Here is an 18,219-nt window from a genome sequence, read left to right on the forward strand (position 1 = left end):
TTCCTCTTATTTATGTTGTTGGCGATACTGATGCACAGCCGCACTGATTGCTGCAACAACGGCAGGCGACAGACCGTTAGAAACGGTATCAGTTTTACTGGATTTCTCTGCAACTTTGACTGGTGAATAACGTCGCAACACACGACTCATTATCGTCATTAACAACACCAGCAATAATAAAAACGTAAACACACTTACCATGCCAATCAGCATTAATGTTGCCGACTCTAACAATAAATCAGAAACCATCAGCATGTTCTCCCTATCCTGCTTACTTAAGCATTCAGTGTTTCATGACAATTAAACCAATGCAAACAGCTTAGTTTACCCATCGCGGCGTTGCCGTATTAATTAGGGCATTATGGAGGGTACTGCACCGGCTGAATAATAAAACTGCGTGATGCCAGCCATTTCGACAGCGAATCACCAAAGACTTATCAACGTCTAGCCGTCCAGAAAGATAACGTGTAGTGGTGGCAATTACAAGTCCTTCTGCTGAATATCGGCAATCAGTGCGTTGATTAATTGCTGTCCGCCGGCGCTTAAGGCGCTTACCAGCGCCGGATAACCATCCGCGGCCAGCGGTTGCTGGTAACTGAAGGCCCGGCTGAACTGTTCATCGCCTGAACTTAATGTGTAATGACCACTGATAATGGCCACCCCATTAGCCTGGGCATAAAAACGGTCAATAGTAAGCTGCAATGAAAGCCCGTTAGCTGTGCCCGCCGTTACCCGCTGAAAAGCAGGCAGCCTGGCGTGCAAGTGTTCACCAACCAGTCGATAAAGCTGCTTGTCCAGCGCATCAGCCCATAAGTGGCGACTGGCAATAATCAGCTCAACATCCGAGCGCTGCATAACCAACCCAGCCCCATTCAGATAGTTAGCAACCCTTACCGGCTGCAAATAAAGTGCTTTTAATTGCGCTGTCTGCTGCGCTTTTTCTGCCTGCTCCGGCAATGGTATTGCAAGCTGGTAATATCTTACCGGCGCCGGGCTGCTGCAGGCAGTTACACCAATACAGATTGCTAGCATTAAAATTAGCTTCATAGTCTGGCTTTCCTTGGTTCAGGTTCCGGTTGATCGCTGGCATTGAAAATTAATGAATTGCTTTGCTGATTCAGGGTTTTAATAACGGGCTGCAATTCCCGTAACACCTGCTCCAGCGCCTGCAAATTATCATTAATACCGCTATATGCGGCGCCATCAGGGCTCAACCCTTGTAACGTGGTCCGAAGCTGTTGCAGGCTAAGCTGAATATCTGCAGGTAACTGCTGCAACTGAGGCTGATCCAGCAAGGTTTGCATGCTCTGAACCAGCTGCTGTGCGTTCTGCATCACCTCATTGGTCGCAGCCAGGGTTTGTTCCCCCTGCGCCAGCATCGATTCAACAGGTAAATTATTAATTTTATCCAGCGCCATCAGCAGCTTTTGCTCCATATTACTGAAGCCGCTTCGTGCTGAAGGCAGTGTCGGATAACCAACCGTTGCGCTTACCTGGCGCTGTTCATTAAACAGCTGCTGTAAGTCGCTGTCTTCACGCCAGCTACTGTTAATGTCGAGGTCAATGTACAGGGCACCGGTAATTAAATTGCTGGTTTTCAGAACGGCGTGCAAGCCGTCATCAATAGCTTGTTGTAATTCCGTATCTAACTGGCTTAAATTTAATTTTTCATACAACCGGGCCGATTCAATCCGGATTAGCACCGGAACACCTTGCTGCACCGACACTTCAAACGGTTTCTCTATCGCAAAGAAAAATGGCACCGTCGCTACCGTACCGACCCGTACCCCGCGGTATTCAACCGGCGCGCCCGCTTTCAGACCACGCACTGACTCATCAAAAAACACCAGATACTCAATATACTGGCTATATAACCCTTCCTGAATACTTTGTTTATCCGGGAACAACTGGAACTCAGTGCCGTCGGCCACCTGCTCCCCTGCTGGCCAACCGTCCATTAAATCGAAACTGACGCCACCGGTTAATAACGTGGTAGCCGAGCCGATATCAACACTCAGGCCTTCAGCTGAAAAATCGAAAGCCAGACCGCTGCTTAGCCAGAAACGGACATTGTCTGTGACCAGCTCGTCGTATGGCTCACGGATATACAACTGAAAGCGGGTACGCCGGTCTGCCACACTAAAATCGCTCAGCTCTACGGTTCCTACCTCATAACCGCGGTATAACACCGGATCACCAACTGCCAGGCCGGTAGTGTCGGCTGAATTCAATTCTACCCGAACGCCTGGCGCATCAGCCGGGGCCACAGGTGGCGAATTTAACAACGGATGGCTAAGCTGGGTCTCGCCCTTGTCACCAGGCTGCAACTCAATATACACCCCTGATAATAAGGTATCGAGCCCGGTTACCCCGCCCCGGCCAATCTGAGGTTTCACCACCCAGAATTGCGAGCCGGCATTAAGCAAAGGTGTCATATTGGGTTTCATCCTGGCTTGGATTAACACCTCAGTCAGATCTTCACTCAGCTCAACGGATACCACCTGGCCGACATCAACACTACGATTTTTAATCTGGGTTTTACCGGCAACAATACCCTCGGCATCTTCGGCCACCAACAGCAACATCACGCCCTGGTTCTGAAAATGGCTGAACAACATCCACAGGCCAATTAACACGGCCGCTATCGGCACCACCCAGATTGGTGACCACTGTTTGATAACCCTGACATTTGCTTGAAGCGGCGCCGACTCTGTCACGTTGTTACTCCTTTTGCTGTCTGGTACTGACAGCTGGTATTTTTACAGGGTTGCTGATTGTCCCATAGCAACCTTGGATCGAAACTGACTGCCGCCAGCATCGTCGTTATTACGACCGCAGCAAACAATACCGCAGCAATCCCCGGATACACACTGGCCAGTAATCCAAAGCGCACCAAAGCCGCCATAAAGGCAACCACCAGCACATCCACCATCGACCAGCGGCCCACCCAGTCTACTAACCGGTATATGTTACCACTATACTTGCCGGTCAGCTGTCTGGGCCTCATCGCCAGATAACATAACCAGAACATTACAACAATTTTAACAATCGGAATAACGACGCTGGCAAGAAAAATAACGATGGCGACCGGGTACTCGCCATCTTGCCACATCAGAATAAAACCACTGATGATGGTTGAGTCAGTCACCTCACCAAAAGACACCGTACGCATAATCGGCAGGATATTGGCAGGTATATAAAGCACACAGGCAGTCACCAGCAGAGCCAGCGTTTTTTGCAAACTGGCGGGTATCCGGCTGGTTACTTTGGTATGACAACGACTGCAGTGACGCTGCTGGATTGGCAGCACCGCAGTACAACACTGACATAACTTCAGTTGCTGCTCCAGGCCGCTGCACCCGGCACTTATCTTTGTTAATGGTTGCGGATTTGGCGCAATACTGGCCCATAGCGCATGGCGGTCAAGAACCTGAAAGGTTCGCAGATGTAACAGGCAAAACAGGCAAAAGGCCCAGAAACTCATGCCCAGTGAAATTTCTGCTGTGGCAACCAGCTTCACGAAGCTAATTAATAAACCCATAAGGAATATATCGACCATACTCCAGGGCTTCAACATGTATAGTACCCGGGCTACCCAAATCCGCGCGGGCAAGTTATAACGCATACCGGCTTTCAAATATATCACTGCCATCATGCAAAACGCCGGTACTGCCTGAATAAAAAGCCAAGTCAGAATAGCCAGTACCTGATGATATTCAGTAAATAGTACTGCGGATGTATCAAAAAAATGAATTTCACTGCGGTTGCCGGCAATCGCCATACTGACAAAAGGAAACAAATTGGCAAGCACCAGCATCAGTAGAGCAGAAGCTGCATATAGCGCTGGCCGGGCAACCGGGTTGTGCTGTCGGGCATCAAGCTGATAATGACAACGCAGGCAATGGGCCTCCTCACCGGGTGCCAGTGCAGGCAATTGCTGCAGTAGATCACAATGCGGACACAATACTATTTCAGCATTATCGCGACTATCAGTGCGACCGGAGTATTGAACTTGCCGTGCTGCGGTGTCAGCAGAAGTTTTCACTGATCACCCTAAGTACCCGTTACAGGTAAAAGGTTTCGCTTTGCGACCTTTTTGCATAAATTATGCCCGATAAAATTAAGTTACCTTATATAATCAGTAGTATATATCACTTTGAAGATAAGCCGCGGCTGAACAGCAAAGAAAAAATTGTTGCAAAAGCAAAAACCCGCTAAGGCGTTAGCCGTAGCGGGTTCTTCGTATATGGCGGACGCAGGAGGATTCGAACCTCCGACCGCTCGGTTCGTAGCCGAGTACTCTATCCAGCTGAGCTATGCGTCCATGGGGTACTACTTAAAGTGAAACTTTATAAGATTTATCGCGCATTTTATAAATGGCGGACGCAGGAGGATTCGAACCTCCGACCGCTCGGTTCGTAGCCGAGTACTCTATCCAGCTGAGCTATGCGTCCATGGGGTACTACTTAAAGTGAAACTTTATAAGATTTATCGCGCATTTTATAAATGGCGGACGCAGGAGGATTCGAACCTCCGACCGCTCGGTTCGTAGCCGAGTACTCTATCCAGCTGAGCTATGCGTCCGCTCTATAAAAAAATGGCGGAGAAAGAGGGATTCGAACCCTCGATAGAGTTTCCCCTATACACCCTTAGCAGGGGTGCGCCTTCAGCCACTCGGCCATTTCTCCGCTCTGTGTTGCGGCGTGTATATTAATGTCTCAGGAAAATAAGTCAAACAATTTTTAGGACAGTAAAGTCTGTTTGCCGACCTTTTAAACAATTCGTGCAATATTTACCAGCTGTTGTTCAAAAAGGGCAATTTGGTAACCAGCATCCTGCCGGTTGTTTTAGTCGGCCTCGTTGTAACCGCCACCAGAGGTATCTTTTTCAGCCTGGATCCGCATGTAAATTTCTTCACGATGAACAGACACTTCTTTCGGTGCATTAACACCAATCCGAACCTGATTTCCTTTTACCCCTAATACGGTCACGGTGACTTCGTCACCGATCATCAGAGTCTCACCAACCCGACGGGTAAGAATTAGCATTCGCTTGCTCCTTTTTCCTTGCAATTACAGTGACCTTTCACCGTTATTTACGATAAAACGCCGTATAGTAACTCAGCTGGCCCCTGCTTGAAAAGCCAGCATCTGATATTTATCAAACAGCCCGGGCGATTTACCATCCCATTGTAGCAACTTTACCGGCTAGCCGGGCTGTTTCGCGATGTAAGCCGGTTTTAAAACGGCAAACCGGCGGCTATGCTGGCTATACGCCCGTCGTATCGGCTGCGATCAGCCGTTCAGCTTATCGCTGATATATTGCCGGGCACTGTTTAGTACAGCAGGTAACGCGCTGGCATCAGTGCCGCCAGCCTGAGCCATATCTGGCCGGCCACCACCTTTACCACCAAGCTGCTGCGCAGCCCAGGCAACCAACTGTCCGGCATGAACCTTACCGGTAAGCTCGTTGCTGACGCCAGCAATTAAGCTAACTTTAGCATCATTCACCGTGGCCAGCAGAATAACCGCCGGGCTGAGTTTATTTTTTAATTCATCCAGCATGGTCCGCAAACTTTTCGGATCAGCTTGTTCCACTGCGCTGATTAACACATTAACTCCGGCTATCTGCTGAACTTGATTTTCCAGCGACGACCCGGCCTGGCTGGCCATCTTCGCCTTCAATTGCTCAATATCTTTCTCCAGGCCACGGTTTTTATCCAGCGCCTGCTGCACTTTATCTGCCAGGCTGAACATATCGCCCCGCAGTAATCCAGCAGCCTGCGCGGCCTGCTGCTCTAACTGCTGAATGTACTGCAAAGCCCCCTGACCGCTCAGCGCTTCTATCCGGCGAACTCCGGAGGCAATCCCCGCTTCAGTCGCTATTTTAAATAAGCCGATATCACCGGTGCGGTTAACATGAGTGCCGCCGCACAGTTCTATGGAGAAGTCTCCCATGGACAGTACCCGAACCTCTTCATCGTATTTCTCGCCAAACAATGCAATGGCACCGGCCTCTCTGGCCTGCTCAATTGGCATTACCCGGGTTTGCAGCGGGTTATTCAGCTGAATTTGCTGGTTCACTAACTGTTCAATTTGCCGCAATTCACTGGCGTTAACCGCTTCAAAATGACTGAAATCGAAGCGCAGCCGATCCGGGCCAACTAAAGAGCCTTTCTGAGTAACGTGTTCACCTAATACCTGGCGCAGCGCAGCATGCAATAAATGCGTAGCAGAATGATTTTGTTTAATGGCCGCGCGGCGCTCACTGTCAATCCGGGCGGCCACCTTATCGCCCACTCTTAACTCAGCTGTGGCCTGGCCCTGATGAGCAAACGCTTTACCCAGCTTAATGGTGTCGGCAACATTAAACTCGCCCCCTTTGGCCAGCAGCAACTTACCACTGTCACCCATCTGGCCTCCAGACTCAGCATAAAACGGAGTTTCGTCCAGTACCACCAAACCGCTGACACCTGCAGCAAGGCTCTCGACTGCTTTACCATCACTGAAAATTTCAACCACAGTGGCATCACCAAACTCATGCTCATAACCGGTAAAAGCCGTTTGTTGATGCGAGCTTAGCGTTGCATTGTAGTCTGCGCCAAAATTAGAGGCCTGCTGTGCCCTTTTACGCTGAGCCGCCATTGCGGCATCAAAACCTTGCTGATCAATGGTTAAATTGCGCTCGCGGGCCACATCATTGGTTAAATCAACCGGGAAACCATAGGTATCATATAGTTTAAATACTAAGTCGCCCGGGATCACAGAGCCGGTTAAATTAGCCAGCTCGTCATCCAGAATGGTCAGGCCGCGCTCCAGGGTTTTGCCAAACTGTTCTTCCTCTAATCGCAGGGCTTTTTCAATCACGGCCTGCTTTTCTGCCAGCTCGGGGTAGGCCTCGCCCATCTGGGTTACCAGGGCGCTGACCAGCTTATAGAAAAATGCCCCTTTTGCACCCAGTTTATTACCGTGACGCACCGCCCGGCGAATGATCCGGCGTAATACATAACCACGGCCTTCATTGGCAGGTAACACCCCGTCAACAATTAAAAAGGCACAACTGCGAATATGATCACTGACAACCCGCAGCGATTTATCGGTTAAATCACTGGCGCCGGTAATCTCAGCAGCCGCTTTAATCAGAGCAACAAAAGTATCTATTTCGTAGTTGCTGTGCACACCCTGCAAAATAGCAGCGATCCGCTCCAGCCCCATGCCGGTATCAATGCTGGGTTTTGCAAGCGGCTGCATATCGCCATTAGCCTGGCGGTTAAACTGCATAAAAACAATGTTCCAGATTTCGATAAAACGATCGCCATCCTCTTCTGCTGAACCCGGCGGTCCACCCCAGATATGCTCGCCATGGTCGTAGAAAATTTCAGTGCAGGGGCCGCAAGGGCCAGTATCACCCATCGCCCAGAAATTATCAGACGCATAAGGCGCACCTTTATTATCGCCTATCCGGACAATGCGCTCAGCCGGCACGCCAATTTCTTTCAACCAGATATCGTAAGCTTCATCATCGGTGGCATACACGGTAACCAGTAACTTTTCTTTTGGCAGACCTACCACTTCAGTTAAAAACTGCCAGGCATAGCCAATCGCTTCACGCTTAAAATAATCGCCGAAACTGAAGTTACCTAACATTTCGAAAAAAGTATGATGGCGGGCCGTGTAGCCAACATTTTCCAGATCGTTATGTTTGCCGCCGGCACGCACACAGCGCTGGGCCGACACTGCCCGGCTGTAACTACGCTTATCCTGCCCTAAAAAAACGTCTTTAAACTGCACCATACCCGCATTGGTAAACAACAAGGTGGCATCATTACCCGGAATGAGTGAACTACTGGCAACTACCTGATGTTGTTTACTGGCAAAATAATCAAAAAAAGCCTGTCTGATCTTGGCCGAAGTCATCGTCATGAAACTATCCTGTCCGGTTGGGTTGGTTCGTTAATTCAGTAAAGACCGCCTTAATTTGCTCGGCACTGAAACCGCGTCGTTGCAAAAAGGCCATCCGTTTCGTTTTTTCTTTAAAATCAGTTATCGGGCTGTCGCCATATTTCTTCTGATATGCAGCGGCGGCTAAAGCCCACCAGTTAAGCTGCAACCTGGCAATGCACGCATTCAGTTGCTCAGCATTAATTTGCTGTGCCCGGCACTCCTGTAACAGGTAATGATAACCATAGCCCTGGCGCGCCCTGTTTCGTACCAGCATACTTAAAAAACGATCTTCATCAAGGTACTGCTTAGCTTTACACCAATTAATAACCTCTGCTAACTGCTCAGGCAAAGCACCTTTGTGCCTTAGCTTTTGGCTTAACTGTGCTTCACTGTAATCGCGCCGGCTAAGCCAGTTTAACGCGTTCTTTTTCAGTTCGCTCAGCTGCGCCATCATTACACCTCTAACACCCCGTCTTCTGATGCGTTTACCTGCAGAGCAAACACGTCGTTAAACGACAGAAAAAATGCAATTTGTAACAGCGGAGCCACCACAATGATCCCCAGACCAAAGGTCGGCAAGGTTAATAATAAAAGTGCCATACTGAACAGGCCATACAGCAGCAACGCGCCAACATTGCGCCAGCAGGCAATAAAACTGGTTTGTAACACTACCAGAAAGCGATGCTCTTTTAAAAAGTACGCAATGGCCACGGCATAGGCAAACAACATCAACACCAGGGTAAACAATGCTACCAGCGCCAGCAGTTGCAGCAGAACGACCGTTTCCATACCACTTTGCGCCTCTACCGCTGCTGACATAGTCGTTTGCAGCCTCTCAAAGAAGGCAATAAGTGGGGTAAACATAACAAATTTAACAGCGCCAATCGTCATCAGAATCAATCGGCAGGAAGGCTCGGTAAGTGGCTGAAACAGCCAGTCAATTGCGACCTTCCGCTCTTGTTGCACACCCACGATGGTTTTATAAAAACCCGCTGTTAAAAACGGACCAACAAATACCCAGATAAGTGTTGTCAGCTGATGCTGTTGTAATAAAAAGCTGATAATTGCAGTCAGACAAAACATGGCAATAAACAACAGCGGTACACGTTTAAACACTTGCCAGGCGCCACTGATCCAACGCAATGAGGCCGTGGTGCTGACCCGCCTGATAATCAGTTTCAGTTGAAATGGCTTTTCCACAGTTACCTCTTGCCCGCGCTTGCAGCCATCGCCGCTGTTAAAGCCCGCTATCATACTGCAAAACCAATGAAAATAAGAGAGCTAAGGTAAAACTTCAGCAACTTGGACAAAAATCAAACGAAAGCCGGGATTCAGGCTTGCTTTGCTGCAGGCGGGCCGCATAATAGCCTCATTATTATTGTGAGGTTGTACTATGGAAAAGTTCGTTGAAAATCTTATTTATTCTGCCCGCTGGATTATGGCGCCAATTTATCTTGGGCTTAGCCTTGCGTTAATCGCCCTGGCTATTAAATTTTTTCAGGAAATTATCCATATTGTGCCAATCATTTTCAGCATGAAAGAAGTTGAGCTGATCTTAGTGGTGTTGTCGTTAATCGATATTGCGCTGGTTGGTGGCCTGTTAGTCATGGTGATGTTTTCCGGCTATGAAAACTTTGTGTCGCGGCTCGATCTGGAAGGTAATGAAGATAAACTGAGCTGGCTGGGCAAACTGGATTCGGGCTCTCTTAAAAACAAAGTTGCGGCTTCAATCGTGGCAATTTCATCCATTCATTTACTAAAAGTGTTTATGAATACTGAAGTCATCGATAACGATAAAATAAAGTGGTATCTGCTGATCCATATTACGTTTGTGTTGTCAGCCTTTGCAATGGGTTATCTGGACAAGTTGCTACGCGACGAAAAAGCGAAATCGCTTTAATTTTCTGTACACAATAGGTTATGACGCAAAGTCTGGTTTTCTTCACCAAAATATTTACGTTGTAACCGCAGATACCAGCTATCAAGCATCACACTTAACAGGGCCCGGTCAAAAGCCCGTTGTACTGAAGCATCCCGAAAAGCAGCACGATAAACAGTAGTATCAAATAACGGGTGAACAGTCAGGCCGTCAGTGCTATCGTGCTGCAAGCGGTAATGGTTAAATATATTGCGGTCCATCACCACTACCTGAACCCGGCGCGACAGTAACATTTTTAATTGCGCCTGCTGATCAACGGTTTCCCGGTAGTCGGCTGAAATCCGGGCCATATCGGTATAGTCAGGCCCCAGAACGGTTCTGGCGTTTTGAAACGCCAGCACAGAATACCGCCCCAGATCACTGCTATGGCTGATAACCAATTCGTCATCTGCCAGGCTGACCGCAATATTCTGATAGCGAATATAGGGGTTAGAGTAAAACAGGCCGGTTTCATCAGCCGACACCGGCTGCAAACTGGCAATGTCGCCCTGCCCCTGCTCCAGTAACAGTTTAATTCTGGCAATGGGTACAAATACAAACACCGGCTCATAACCCATTCTGCTGACGACTTCAGCCAGCAACTCAATTTCATAGCCCGAGATATTGGCCGTATTAATATAAGGCGGCTTATGTTGACCAACCAACACAGTCAGGGGCGCAGCCATCAGGCCAGCACTTATTACCAGCAACAGCATATTCAATAGCCAAAGGCGACGCATGTGTCTATTCCTTAACCGGTTTTTACTTAGCAAAACGGCTTTTTTGCAAATTAGCAGAAAATATTATTAACCTTTTTAATCGTCAGCCTTCCACACCCTGGCTATCGGCGTGCCAGCGCTGGTGGGGAGTGGCACTGTACTTGGCTAGTTTAACTACAGCGGTTAATATAGTGGGTCTGGCGGTTTGCCGGCAAAGAAATGGAGTTCACAGTGCCCGACATTATTCTGCTTCGCCACCAAAGGTATTGGTTAGCGCGCATCATGCTGTTACTTGTTGCTGTTCTGGCAATACAACTGCCTGCGCTGGCCGCCACCTTTGAGCATGGCATGCCGCTGTTGCATAACCTGAAACCGAAAGACTACCATGCGGGTACGCAAAACTGGGCTTTGCTGCAGGATCAGCGTGGTGTGCTGTATGTCGGCAACAATGTCGGCGTGCTGGAATATGATGGCCAGAGCTGGCGTACCCTGCAAACCAGCAATAAATCAGTTGCCCGTTCACTGGCCCTGTCCGCACAGGGCATAGTGTATGTTGGGGCGAAAGGCGATTTAGGCTATATCGACCACAGTGACGGCCATTCCCGCTTTCAATCTTTACTGCACCTTATCCCGAGTAGTTTCCGTGATTTTCGTGATGTCAGACAAACCTTTGTCAGCGGCGACAGTGTTTACTTTGCCAGCCGCGACTACGTTTTCCGGCTTAAAAATGGCAAAGTCGACGTCTGGCAAAGCAACAGCAGCTTTTTAAAAGCATTCCTGGTTAACCAGCGCCTGTACATCCGGGAAGAAGGCACCGGCTTGCTGGTGTTAGAGCAGGATAATTTTCAATTAGTGCCAGGTGGTGATCATTTCGCCGCTGAAAGCCTGTTTGTGCTGGAGCCCTTCGATGACAACACCTTACTGGCCGGCAGCCGGGAAGCCGGTTTATATCTGCTTAACCAAAATGGTGTTAAGCGTTTTGCCACCGCCTATGATCAACAAATAAAGCAAGCCGTGCTGTACAGTGGCCTGACCCTGAATAACGGCGATATCGCCCTGGGTACCGTTCAGAACGGCGTGTTTATCCTTAGTAAGCAAGGCAAGCTGGTTGGCCACTACAACCGCAATTCAGGCTTACTGGATCAGAATGTCAGAGCCATGTATCAGGATCATCAGGGAGGGCTCTGGCTCGGCCTGGACCATGGCTTGTCGCGCATTGCATTAAACTCAGCCATTACTGCCCACCATGGTGCCAGTGGCCTGGCCGGCAATGTGCTGTCGCTGACCCGTTACCAGCAACAATTGTATGCCGGCACCAGTCTGGGTTTATTCAGATTACAACCCCGCGATGATGGCAGCGGCCAGTTTGTCCGGGTTGCACCACTGCAAAAACAAACCTGGGGTTTTGCTGACTTCAAAGGTCGCTTACTGATAGCCAATAATGACGGTGTCTATCAGCTGGAACAGGAGCAGGCCAATCTGATCCGCCCCTCTACCCAGGCCAGCAAAATTTTGCAGGTATCCGGTCTTGACCCAAACCGGGTTTATGTCGGGCTGCAGGATGGCCTGGCCACCATGCGCTACGTTGATGGGCAGTGGCAGGACGAGGGCCTGGTACCTGGTGTTGAAGGCAACTTAAACAGTATTATCGAGCTGGCTGATGGCCAGCTTTGGCTCGGCACCCTGGCCCATGGTGTGTACCGGCTGCAATTGCCTGCTTCCTGGCAAGGCGGCGCGTCAGTGCCTCTGGCAATAACCCGTTTTACCAAAGAACACGGCTTGCCCAGCCTGAACAGAAACTCGGTGCACCTGTTCGACCAGCAACTGGTTGTCGCTTCGGTCCGCGGCATCATCAGCTTCAACAGTGCATTACAACTGTTTGAACCAGCCACGGCTTTTGAAACGCTGTTTAGCGGCGAACAGCCCTGGGTTCGCAACCCGACGATGGACCAGCAAGGCCGGGTCTGGATGCTGCTTTGGGATAATGTCAGCGGCAAACGCTTTGCCGGCGTCGCTCAACCCGATGCCAGTGGCCAGTATCAATGGCAGGGCAACGCTTTGCAGCCGCTGGCCGATATTCCACTGGACACCATGCTGGTTGAATTGCCACTGATCTGGTTTGGCGGTGCTGAGGGCATTTTCCGCTTTGCCGATGATCAATATCAGCAACATCAGCCAAAACCCCCGCTACTGCGTAAGCTACTGGTTGATCAGCAACAAGCGATATACACTGGTGGTGACTTACCGGAATTAATTCAGCTTGGCAGCAAGCAAAAAAATCTGCGTTTTCAGTTCAGTAGCCCAAACTATAATCCACTGCAACCCGATCAGTTGCAGGTACGGCTGCTTGGCCACGATGAGCAGTGGAGTAGCTGGCGCCATGAGCATTACCGCGATTACACTAATCTTAACAGTGGCCATTATCAGTTTCAGTTACGGGCAAAAAGTGTTACCGGCCAGATCAGCGAGGGGCAAAGCGTTAGTTTTCAGATAGCCAGCCCATGGTACTGGCATTGGAGCATGCTATTCACTTACCTGCTACTGGCGATGACCTTACTGTATTTATTGCACCGCTGGCGGATGCACAGCGCTATTATCGAACAACGCCGGTTAAGCCAGCAGGTGACGTTGCGCACTGAGCACCTAGAGCAGGCCATGCGGCAACTGCAACAAGCCCGCGAGACAGCAGAAAATGCCACCCTGGCCAAAGCGCAGTTTCTGGCGAATATGAGCCACGAATTACGCACGCCCCTTAATGCAGTGCTGGGCTTTGCCGAACTGGCAGAAACCACTCCTGCCCTTACTCAGAAGCAGCATTATCTGCAAAAAATCCGTTCAGCCGGCAAAATTTTACTGAGTATTATCAATGACATTCTGGATTTTTCTAAAATTGAGGCCGGCAAACTGGAATTAGAACATACCGCTTTTTCGTTGCGCGAAACGCTCAGTCAGGTAGAAGATTTATTCAGCAATCAGCTGGCGGCTAAAGGCCTCAACTATCAGCGCCAGTTAGCTGATGATGTTGCCGACTGGCGCAGCGGCGATCCGCTGCGGTTAAGTCAGGTTCTGATGAACCTGCTAAGCAATGCCATCAAATTTACTGAAAAAGGCGATGTTAAATTGCAGATCAGCGCACAAAGCCCTGATCAGCTGCTGTTTTCAATCAGCGATACCGGTATTGGTATCGATACCGCAACCCAGGCCCAACTCTTTCAGCCTTTTCAGCAAGCAGACAATTCTGTCAGCCGCAAATATGGCGGTACTGGCCTTGGCCTGACAATCTGCCAGCGCCTGGTTAGCCTGATGGGATCAGAATTGCAGTTGCGCAGCCAGCCCGGGGTTGGCAGCACATTCAGCTTCAGTCTGCTGCTGCCAGTTGCCAAACATCCACAGCAGGCTGGAACAGACGCATCTCTGCCAGAGTCAGAAGCAGAACCAAAGACGGAACCGGAAAACAGCAGTGCCAGTCAGCCGGAGCGGCAACCACGGCAGATCCTGGTGGTCGATGATAATTATTTTAATCAGAACCTGCTAAAACTGATGCTGGAGAAACTTAGCTATCAGGTGCATCTGGTCAGTGGCGGCCAGCAAGCGCTGGACTGGCTGCAACAGCATCACCCGGCAGCTATTTTACTGGATATTGAAATGCCGGGTATGAATGGCTTCGCTACGCTTGCAGCAATCCGGCAAAGAGCAGAGCTGGATGCGGTGCCGGTCATTGCCCTTACTGCCCATAATTCGGCAGAACTGCTAAATCAGATCAGGCAAAGCGGCTTTAGCAGTACTCTGACCAAACCGATAGAGCTTACTGGCCTGGCAACCACCCTGGCGCAGGCATTGCGTTAAAGCCAGGCCGGCTGCACGTATTATTGCAATGTGCGGCTTATTGCAATGTGCGGCCGGCATCATGCTACCGATATCAGGTTGTAAGTGATAAATTATTAACGAATATTGGGGGCCAGCCAGCTTTCTGCTTCGCTCTGGCTCCAGCCCTTTTTGGTGGCATAGTCGTTTAACTGATCCTCAGCAATTTTACTTACCGCAAAATACTTGCTGTCCGGGTGAGCAAAATACCAGCCACTAACAGCAGCACCCGGCCACATGGCGTAGCTTTCGGTTAATACGATGCCCGTTTGCGCTTCAACATCCAGCAACTGCCATAGTGTGCCTTTTTCGGTGTGCTCCGGGCAGGCCGGATAACCCGGTGCCGGCCGGATACCCTGATACAACTCGCGAATTAACTGCTCATTATCCAGTGTTTCATCGCTGGCATAACCCCAATACTCACGCCGCACTTTTAAGTGCAGGTATTCGGCTAAGGCTTCGGCTAAACGATCAGCCAGCGCTTTAACCATAATGCTGTTGTAATCGTCATGCTCGGCGGCAAATTTGGCGGCGAACTCATCAGCACCAAAACCGGTGCTGACGGCAAAGCCGCCAATATAATCTTTTACGCCGCTTTCCACCGGCGCGATAAAATCGGCCAGGCTACAATTAGCCGCGTTGTTTCTAAGCTGCAGTTGCTGGCGCAGGTTATATAAGCGAACTTTTTCAATCGTCCGGCTCTCGTCGGTATACACGATAATATCTTCCCCAGCGCTATTAGCCGGGAACAGACCAAACACCGCTTTGCCTTTAACATGGCCTTCGTTAATCATCCGATCCAGCATGGCATTGGCGTCTTTAAACAGCTTACGCGCCTCTATGCCCACTTCAGCATGGTTTAATATCGCCGGATACTTACCGGATAACTGCCAGGTTAAAAAGAACGGTGTCCAGTCGATGTAATCGCGCAAGATATTTAAATCAATGTCCTGCCACAGGTGCACACCGGGCTGCTTGGGCGCCGGTGCCACCTTGCTTAAATCAAGCTGAAATTTATTGGCTTTAGCCTCAGCGAAACTCAGCAGTTTTTCCCCCGGGCGCGAGCGGGCATGTTGCTCACGCGCGACGACGTATTCCTGTTTAATACGGGCTAAATAATCGGCTTTGCTGTCTTTGCCAATTAAGGATTGCACCACCGACACGCTGCGCGAGGCATTGGGTACATACACCACGCCGTTGGCGTAATTCGGCTCAATTTTCACTGCCGTATGCGCTTTGGAGGTGGTGGCGCCACCAATCAGCAACGGCTGGGTAAAGCCTAAGCGGGTCATTTCTTTGGCGACGTGCACCATTTCATCTAACGATGGCGTAATCAGGCCGGATAAACCAATCACATCAACATTTTGCTCTTTCGCTACGCGCAGCAATTCCGCGCACGGCACCATCACGCCCAAATCGATTACTTCAAAATTATTGCACTGCAGCACCACACCAACAATGTTTTTGCCGATATCGTGCACATCGCCCTTAACGGTAGCCAGCAGCACCTTACCCTGTGCCTGGCCACCTTCTTTTTCCTGCTCGATAAAAGGCTGCAAATAGGCGACGGCCTTTTTCATTACCCGGGCCGACTTTACTACCTGTGGTAAAAACATCTTACCCTCACCAAACAAGTCGCCCACCACGTTCATGCCGTCCATCAGCGGCCCTTCAATCACATGCAGCGGTTTTTCCGCTTGCTTACGCGCTTCTTCGGTGTCGCTATCAATAAAGTCGGTAATGCCTTTAACCAGCGCATGCTCTAAGCGTTTGTTAACCGGCAGGCTGCGCCAGGCATCATCCTGCTTCTCCGCCACGCTGCCATCGCCTTTAAACTGGGCAGCAATGTCCAGCAAGCGCTCGGTGGCATCATCACGGCGGTTTAAAATCACATCCTCTACCCGCTCTTTTAACAGCGCTGGAATATCATCGTATACGGTAAGCTGGCCGGCGTTAACAATGCCCATATCCATGCCGGCGGCGATGGCATGGTATAAAAATACCGAATGAATAGCTTCACGAACAGCGTTATTACCGCGAAACGAGAACGACACATTGGATACGCCGCCAGAAATTTTCGCATGCGGGCATAAGCGTTTTATCTCGCGGGTGGCTTCGATAAAATCGACCGCGTAGTTGTTGTGCTCTTCAATACCGGTGGCAACGGCAAAGATGTTCGGGTCAAAAATAATATCCTGTGGCGGAAAGCCAATTTGCTCAGTCAGAATGTGATAAGCACGCTGGCAAATTTCGACCTTGCGTTCTTTGGTATCGGCCTGGCCCTGTTCATCAAACGCCATTACCACCACGGCCGCACCATAGCGTCGTAACAACCGCGCCTGCTGTAAAAACGGCGCTTCGCCTTCTTTTAGCGAAATAGAGTTCACCACCGCCTTGCCCTGAATGCATTTCAGCGCCGCTTCTATCACCTCCCACTTCGACGAGTCGACCATAATCGGCACCCGCGAAATATCCGGCTCAGAGGCCAGCAGTTGCAGGTAACGCACCATGGCAGCCTTGCTATCGAGCATCGCCTCATCCATGTTGATATCGATAATTTGCGCACCGTTTTCTACCTGCTGCCGCGCCACATCGAGCGCCGCTTCAAAATCGCCGTTTAAGATCAGTTTTTTAAATTTTGCCGAGCCGGTAACGTTAGTCCGCTCGCCGACATTAATAAATCTGGCCTGTTGCTGCATTACCACTCCAGAGAAAAGGCTTCAAGGCCGGCTAAGTTAAAACTATGATCAGGCGCTTTCGGTTGGCGTGCTGGTGCATCTTTTACCGCCTGTGCGATGGCTTTAATGTGCTCGGGCGTGGTGCCACAACAGCCACCGACAATATTTAAAAAGCCCTGCTTGGCCCAATCGGCTATTTCTTTTGCCATCTCTGCGGCGCCTAAATCGTATTCGCCAAACTCATTCGGTAAACCGGCATTCGGGTGCACCGACACATAAGCTTCTGACACGCCAGACAGTGTTTCAACATAAGGGCGCAGTAAATCCGGACCTAAGGCACAGTTCAGGCCAAAACAGACTGGCTCGATATGGGCCAGGCTGTGATAAAAGGCTTCAGTAGTCTGGCCGGACAAAGTGCGGCCAGAGGCATCGGTAATAGTACCGGAGATCATTACCGGCAGTTTAAAGCCCACTTCATCAAATACCTGCAGCACGGCAAAAGCAGCCGCCTTGGCGTTAAGGGTATCAAAAATGGTTTCCAGCATAATAATGTCAGCACCACCTGCAATTAGCGCATGGGTTGATTCAGTGTAAGCGTTCACTAGCTCATCAAAGCTAACGTTACGAAAACCCGGATCGTTTACATCCGGCGATATCGACGCGGTGCGGTTAGTTGGCCCAAGCACGCCGGCAACAAAGCGCGGTTTATCTGGCTCAAGCGCGGTTATCTCATCACACACTTTACGGGCCAGCGCTGCCGACTCGCGGTTAATCCGGGCAGACAAGCCTTCCATCTGATAATCCGCCATCGCTATGCTGGTCGCATTAAAACTGTTGGTTTCAACAATATCAGCACCGGCCAGCAGGTACTGGCGGTGAATATCAGCAATAATATCTGGCTGAGTCAGCACCAGTAAGTCGTTATTGCCCTTTACGTCGCACGGCCAGTTAGCAAATTCGCTACCGCGATAGTCAGCTTCTTCTAACCGGTGCTGCTGGATCATCGTGCCCATGGCGCCATCGAGGATAAAAATGCGCTGTGAAAGCAGCTCGCGAAAATGGTCAGGCGTCAGTCTTGCTGTCATAAAATGCTCATT

Annotated in this window: 11 protein-coding genes, 4 tRNA genes and 1 pseudogene; 2 read left to right on the forward strand and 14 right to left on the reverse strand. The window is 50.0% G+C overall.

Features of this window, described 5'->3' with window-relative positions; genetic code table 11:
• Window positions 1–6: 6 nt before the first annotated feature.
• The 12 genes from KQY15_RS04170 to KQY15_RS04225 all read right to left on the reverse strand — a co-directional run bounded on the left by KQY15_RS04170 (window position 7) and on the right by KQY15_RS04225 (window position 9,143).
• A complete protein-coding gene (locus tag KQY15_RS04170) occupies window positions 7–255 on the reverse strand; it encodes an oxaloacetate decarboxylase subunit gamma (RefSeq protein ID WP_254795403.1) in 249 nt (82 codons plus the stop codon).
• A 225-nt stretch (window positions 256–480) separates the two neighbouring features.
• On the reverse strand, window positions 481–1,047 hold the full coding sequence (locus KQY15_RS04175) for a PqiC family protein (RefSeq protein ID WP_217667461.1): 567 nt from the start codon (window positions 1,045–1,047) through the stop codon (window positions 481–483).
• On the reverse strand, window positions 1,044–2,717 hold the full coding sequence (pqiB, locus tag KQY15_RS04180; protein WP_217667463.1) for an intermembrane transport protein PqiB: 1,674 nt from the start codon (window positions 2,715–2,717) through the stop codon (window positions 1,044–1,046). The genes KQY15_RS04175 and pqiB overlap by 4 nt, the downstream gene beginning before the upstream one ends.
• Window positions 2,714–4,045: a PqiA/YebS family transporter subunit gene (locus tag KQY15_RS04185; RefSeq protein WP_217667465.1), complete on the reverse strand. Its 1,332-nt coding sequence runs from the start codon at window positions 4,043–4,045 to the stop codon at window positions 2,714–2,716. Before KQY15_RS04185 ends, pqiB begins: the two co-directional genes overlap by 4 nt.
• A gap of 202 nt (window positions 4,046–4,247) precedes the next feature.
• A tRNA-Arg gene (locus tag KQY15_RS04190) sits at window positions 4,248–4,324 on the reverse strand.
• Between the two features lie 53 nt (window positions 4,325–4,377).
• A tRNA-Arg gene (locus KQY15_RS04195) sits at window positions 4,378–4,454 on the reverse strand.
• 53 nt (window positions 4,455–4,507) lie between these two features.
• Window positions 4,508–4,584: transfer RNA gene (locus KQY15_RS04200), tRNA-Arg, on the reverse strand.
• Window positions 4,585–4,598: 14 nt separating this feature from the next.
• Window positions 4,599–4,688, reverse strand: a tRNA-Ser gene (locus tag KQY15_RS04205).
• A gap of 159 nt (window positions 4,689–4,847) precedes the next feature.
• Window positions 4,848–5,048, reverse strand: a complete 201-nt coding sequence (gene csrA / locus KQY15_RS04210) for a carbon storage regulator CsrA (protein ID WP_217667466.1) — start codon at window positions 5,046–5,048, stop codon at window positions 4,848–4,850.
• A gap of 246 nt (window positions 5,049–5,294) precedes the next feature.
• Window positions 5,295–7,916, reverse strand: a complete 2,622-nt coding sequence (gene alaS / locus KQY15_RS04215) for an alanine--tRNA ligase (RefSeq protein WP_372449309.1) — start codon at window positions 7,914–7,916, stop codon at window positions 5,295–5,297.
• Window positions 7,917–7,926: 10 nt separating this feature from the next.
• Window positions 7,927–8,394 (reverse strand): regulatory protein RecX, encoded by a 468-nt coding sequence (locus KQY15_RS04220; RefSeq protein ID WP_217667470.1) that lies wholly within the window; start codon window positions 8,392–8,394, stop codon window positions 7,927–7,929.
• Between the two features lie 2 nt (window positions 8,395–8,396).
• Window positions 8,397–9,143, reverse strand: coding sequence for a hypothetical protein (locus KQY15_RS04225; protein ID WP_302850291.1), 747 nt, complete (start codon window positions 9,141–9,143; stop codon window positions 8,397–8,399).
• A 193-nt stretch (window positions 9,144–9,336) separates the two neighbouring features.
• On the opposite strand from KQY15_RS04225, the gene KQY15_RS04230 reads away from it, so the two are divergent.
• A complete protein-coding gene (locus KQY15_RS04230; protein ID WP_217667472.1) occupies window positions 9,337–9,843 on the forward strand; it encodes a TIGR00645 family protein in 507 nt (168 codons plus the stop codon).
• Here the strand turns inward: KQY15_RS04230 and KQY15_RS04235 are convergent.
• Window positions 9,840–10,601, reverse strand: coding sequence for a substrate-binding periplasmic protein (locus tag KQY15_RS04235; RefSeq protein ID WP_217667474.1), 762 nt, complete (start codon window positions 10,599–10,601; stop codon window positions 9,840–9,842). The genes KQY15_RS04230 and KQY15_RS04235 overlap by 4 nt on opposite strands.
• 198 nt (window positions 10,602–10,799) lie before the next feature.
• Between KQY15_RS04235 and KQY15_RS04240 the strand changes: the two genes are divergently transcribed.
• Complete coding sequence (locus KQY15_RS04240; protein WP_217667476.1) at window positions 10,800–14,426, forward strand: hybrid sensor histidine kinase/response regulator; 3,627 nt, start codon at window positions 10,800–10,802, stop codon at window positions 14,424–14,426.
• A 95-nt stretch (window positions 14,427–14,521) separates the two neighbouring features.
• Here the strand turns inward: KQY15_RS04240 and metH are convergent.
• Window positions 14,522–18,207: pseudogene (metH, locus tag KQY15_RS04245) on the reverse strand (methionine synthase).
• Window positions 18,208–18,219 lie beyond the last annotated feature (12 nt).

Source organism: Arsukibacterium indicum (assembly GCF_019100565.1).
Lineage (GTDB): Bacteria > Pseudomonadota > Gammaproteobacteria > Enterobacterales > Alteromonadaceae > Alishewanella > Alishewanella indicum.

What these genes read in the sequence shown, in the direction of transcription:
- KQY15_RS04170 (WP_254795403.1), bottom strand. Translation starts at nt 255, where the DNA reads ATGCTGATGGTTTCTGATTTATTGTTAGAGTCGGCAACATTAATGCTG.
- KQY15_RS04175 (WP_217667461.1), bottom strand. Translation starts at nt 1,047, where the DNA reads ATGAAGCTAATTTTAATGCTAGCAATCTGTATTGGTGTAACTGCCTGC.
- csrA (WP_217667466.1), bottom strand. Translation starts at nt 5,048, where the DNA reads ATGCTAATTCTTACCCGTCGGGTTGGTGAGACTCTGATGATCGGTGAC.
- alaS (WP_372449309.1), bottom strand. Translation starts at nt 7,916, where the DNA reads ATGACTTCGGCCAAGATCAGACAGGCTTTTTTTGATTATTTTGCCAGT.
- KQY15_RS04220 (WP_217667470.1), bottom strand. Translation starts at nt 8,394, where the DNA reads ATGGCGCAGCTGAGCGAACTGAAAAAGAACGCGTTAAACTGGCTTAGC.
- KQY15_RS04230 (WP_217667472.1), top strand. Translation starts at nt 9,337, where the DNA reads ATGGAAAAGTTCGTTGAAAATCTTATTTATTCTGCCCGCTGGATTATG.
- KQY15_RS04235 (WP_217667474.1), bottom strand. Translation starts at nt 10,601, where the DNA reads ATGCGTCGCCTTTGGCTATTGAATATGCTGTTGCTGGTAATAAGTGCT.
- KQY15_RS04240 (WP_217667476.1), top strand. Translation starts at nt 10,800, where the DNA reads ATGGAGTTCACAGTGCCCGACATTATTCTGCTTCGCCACCAAAGGTAT.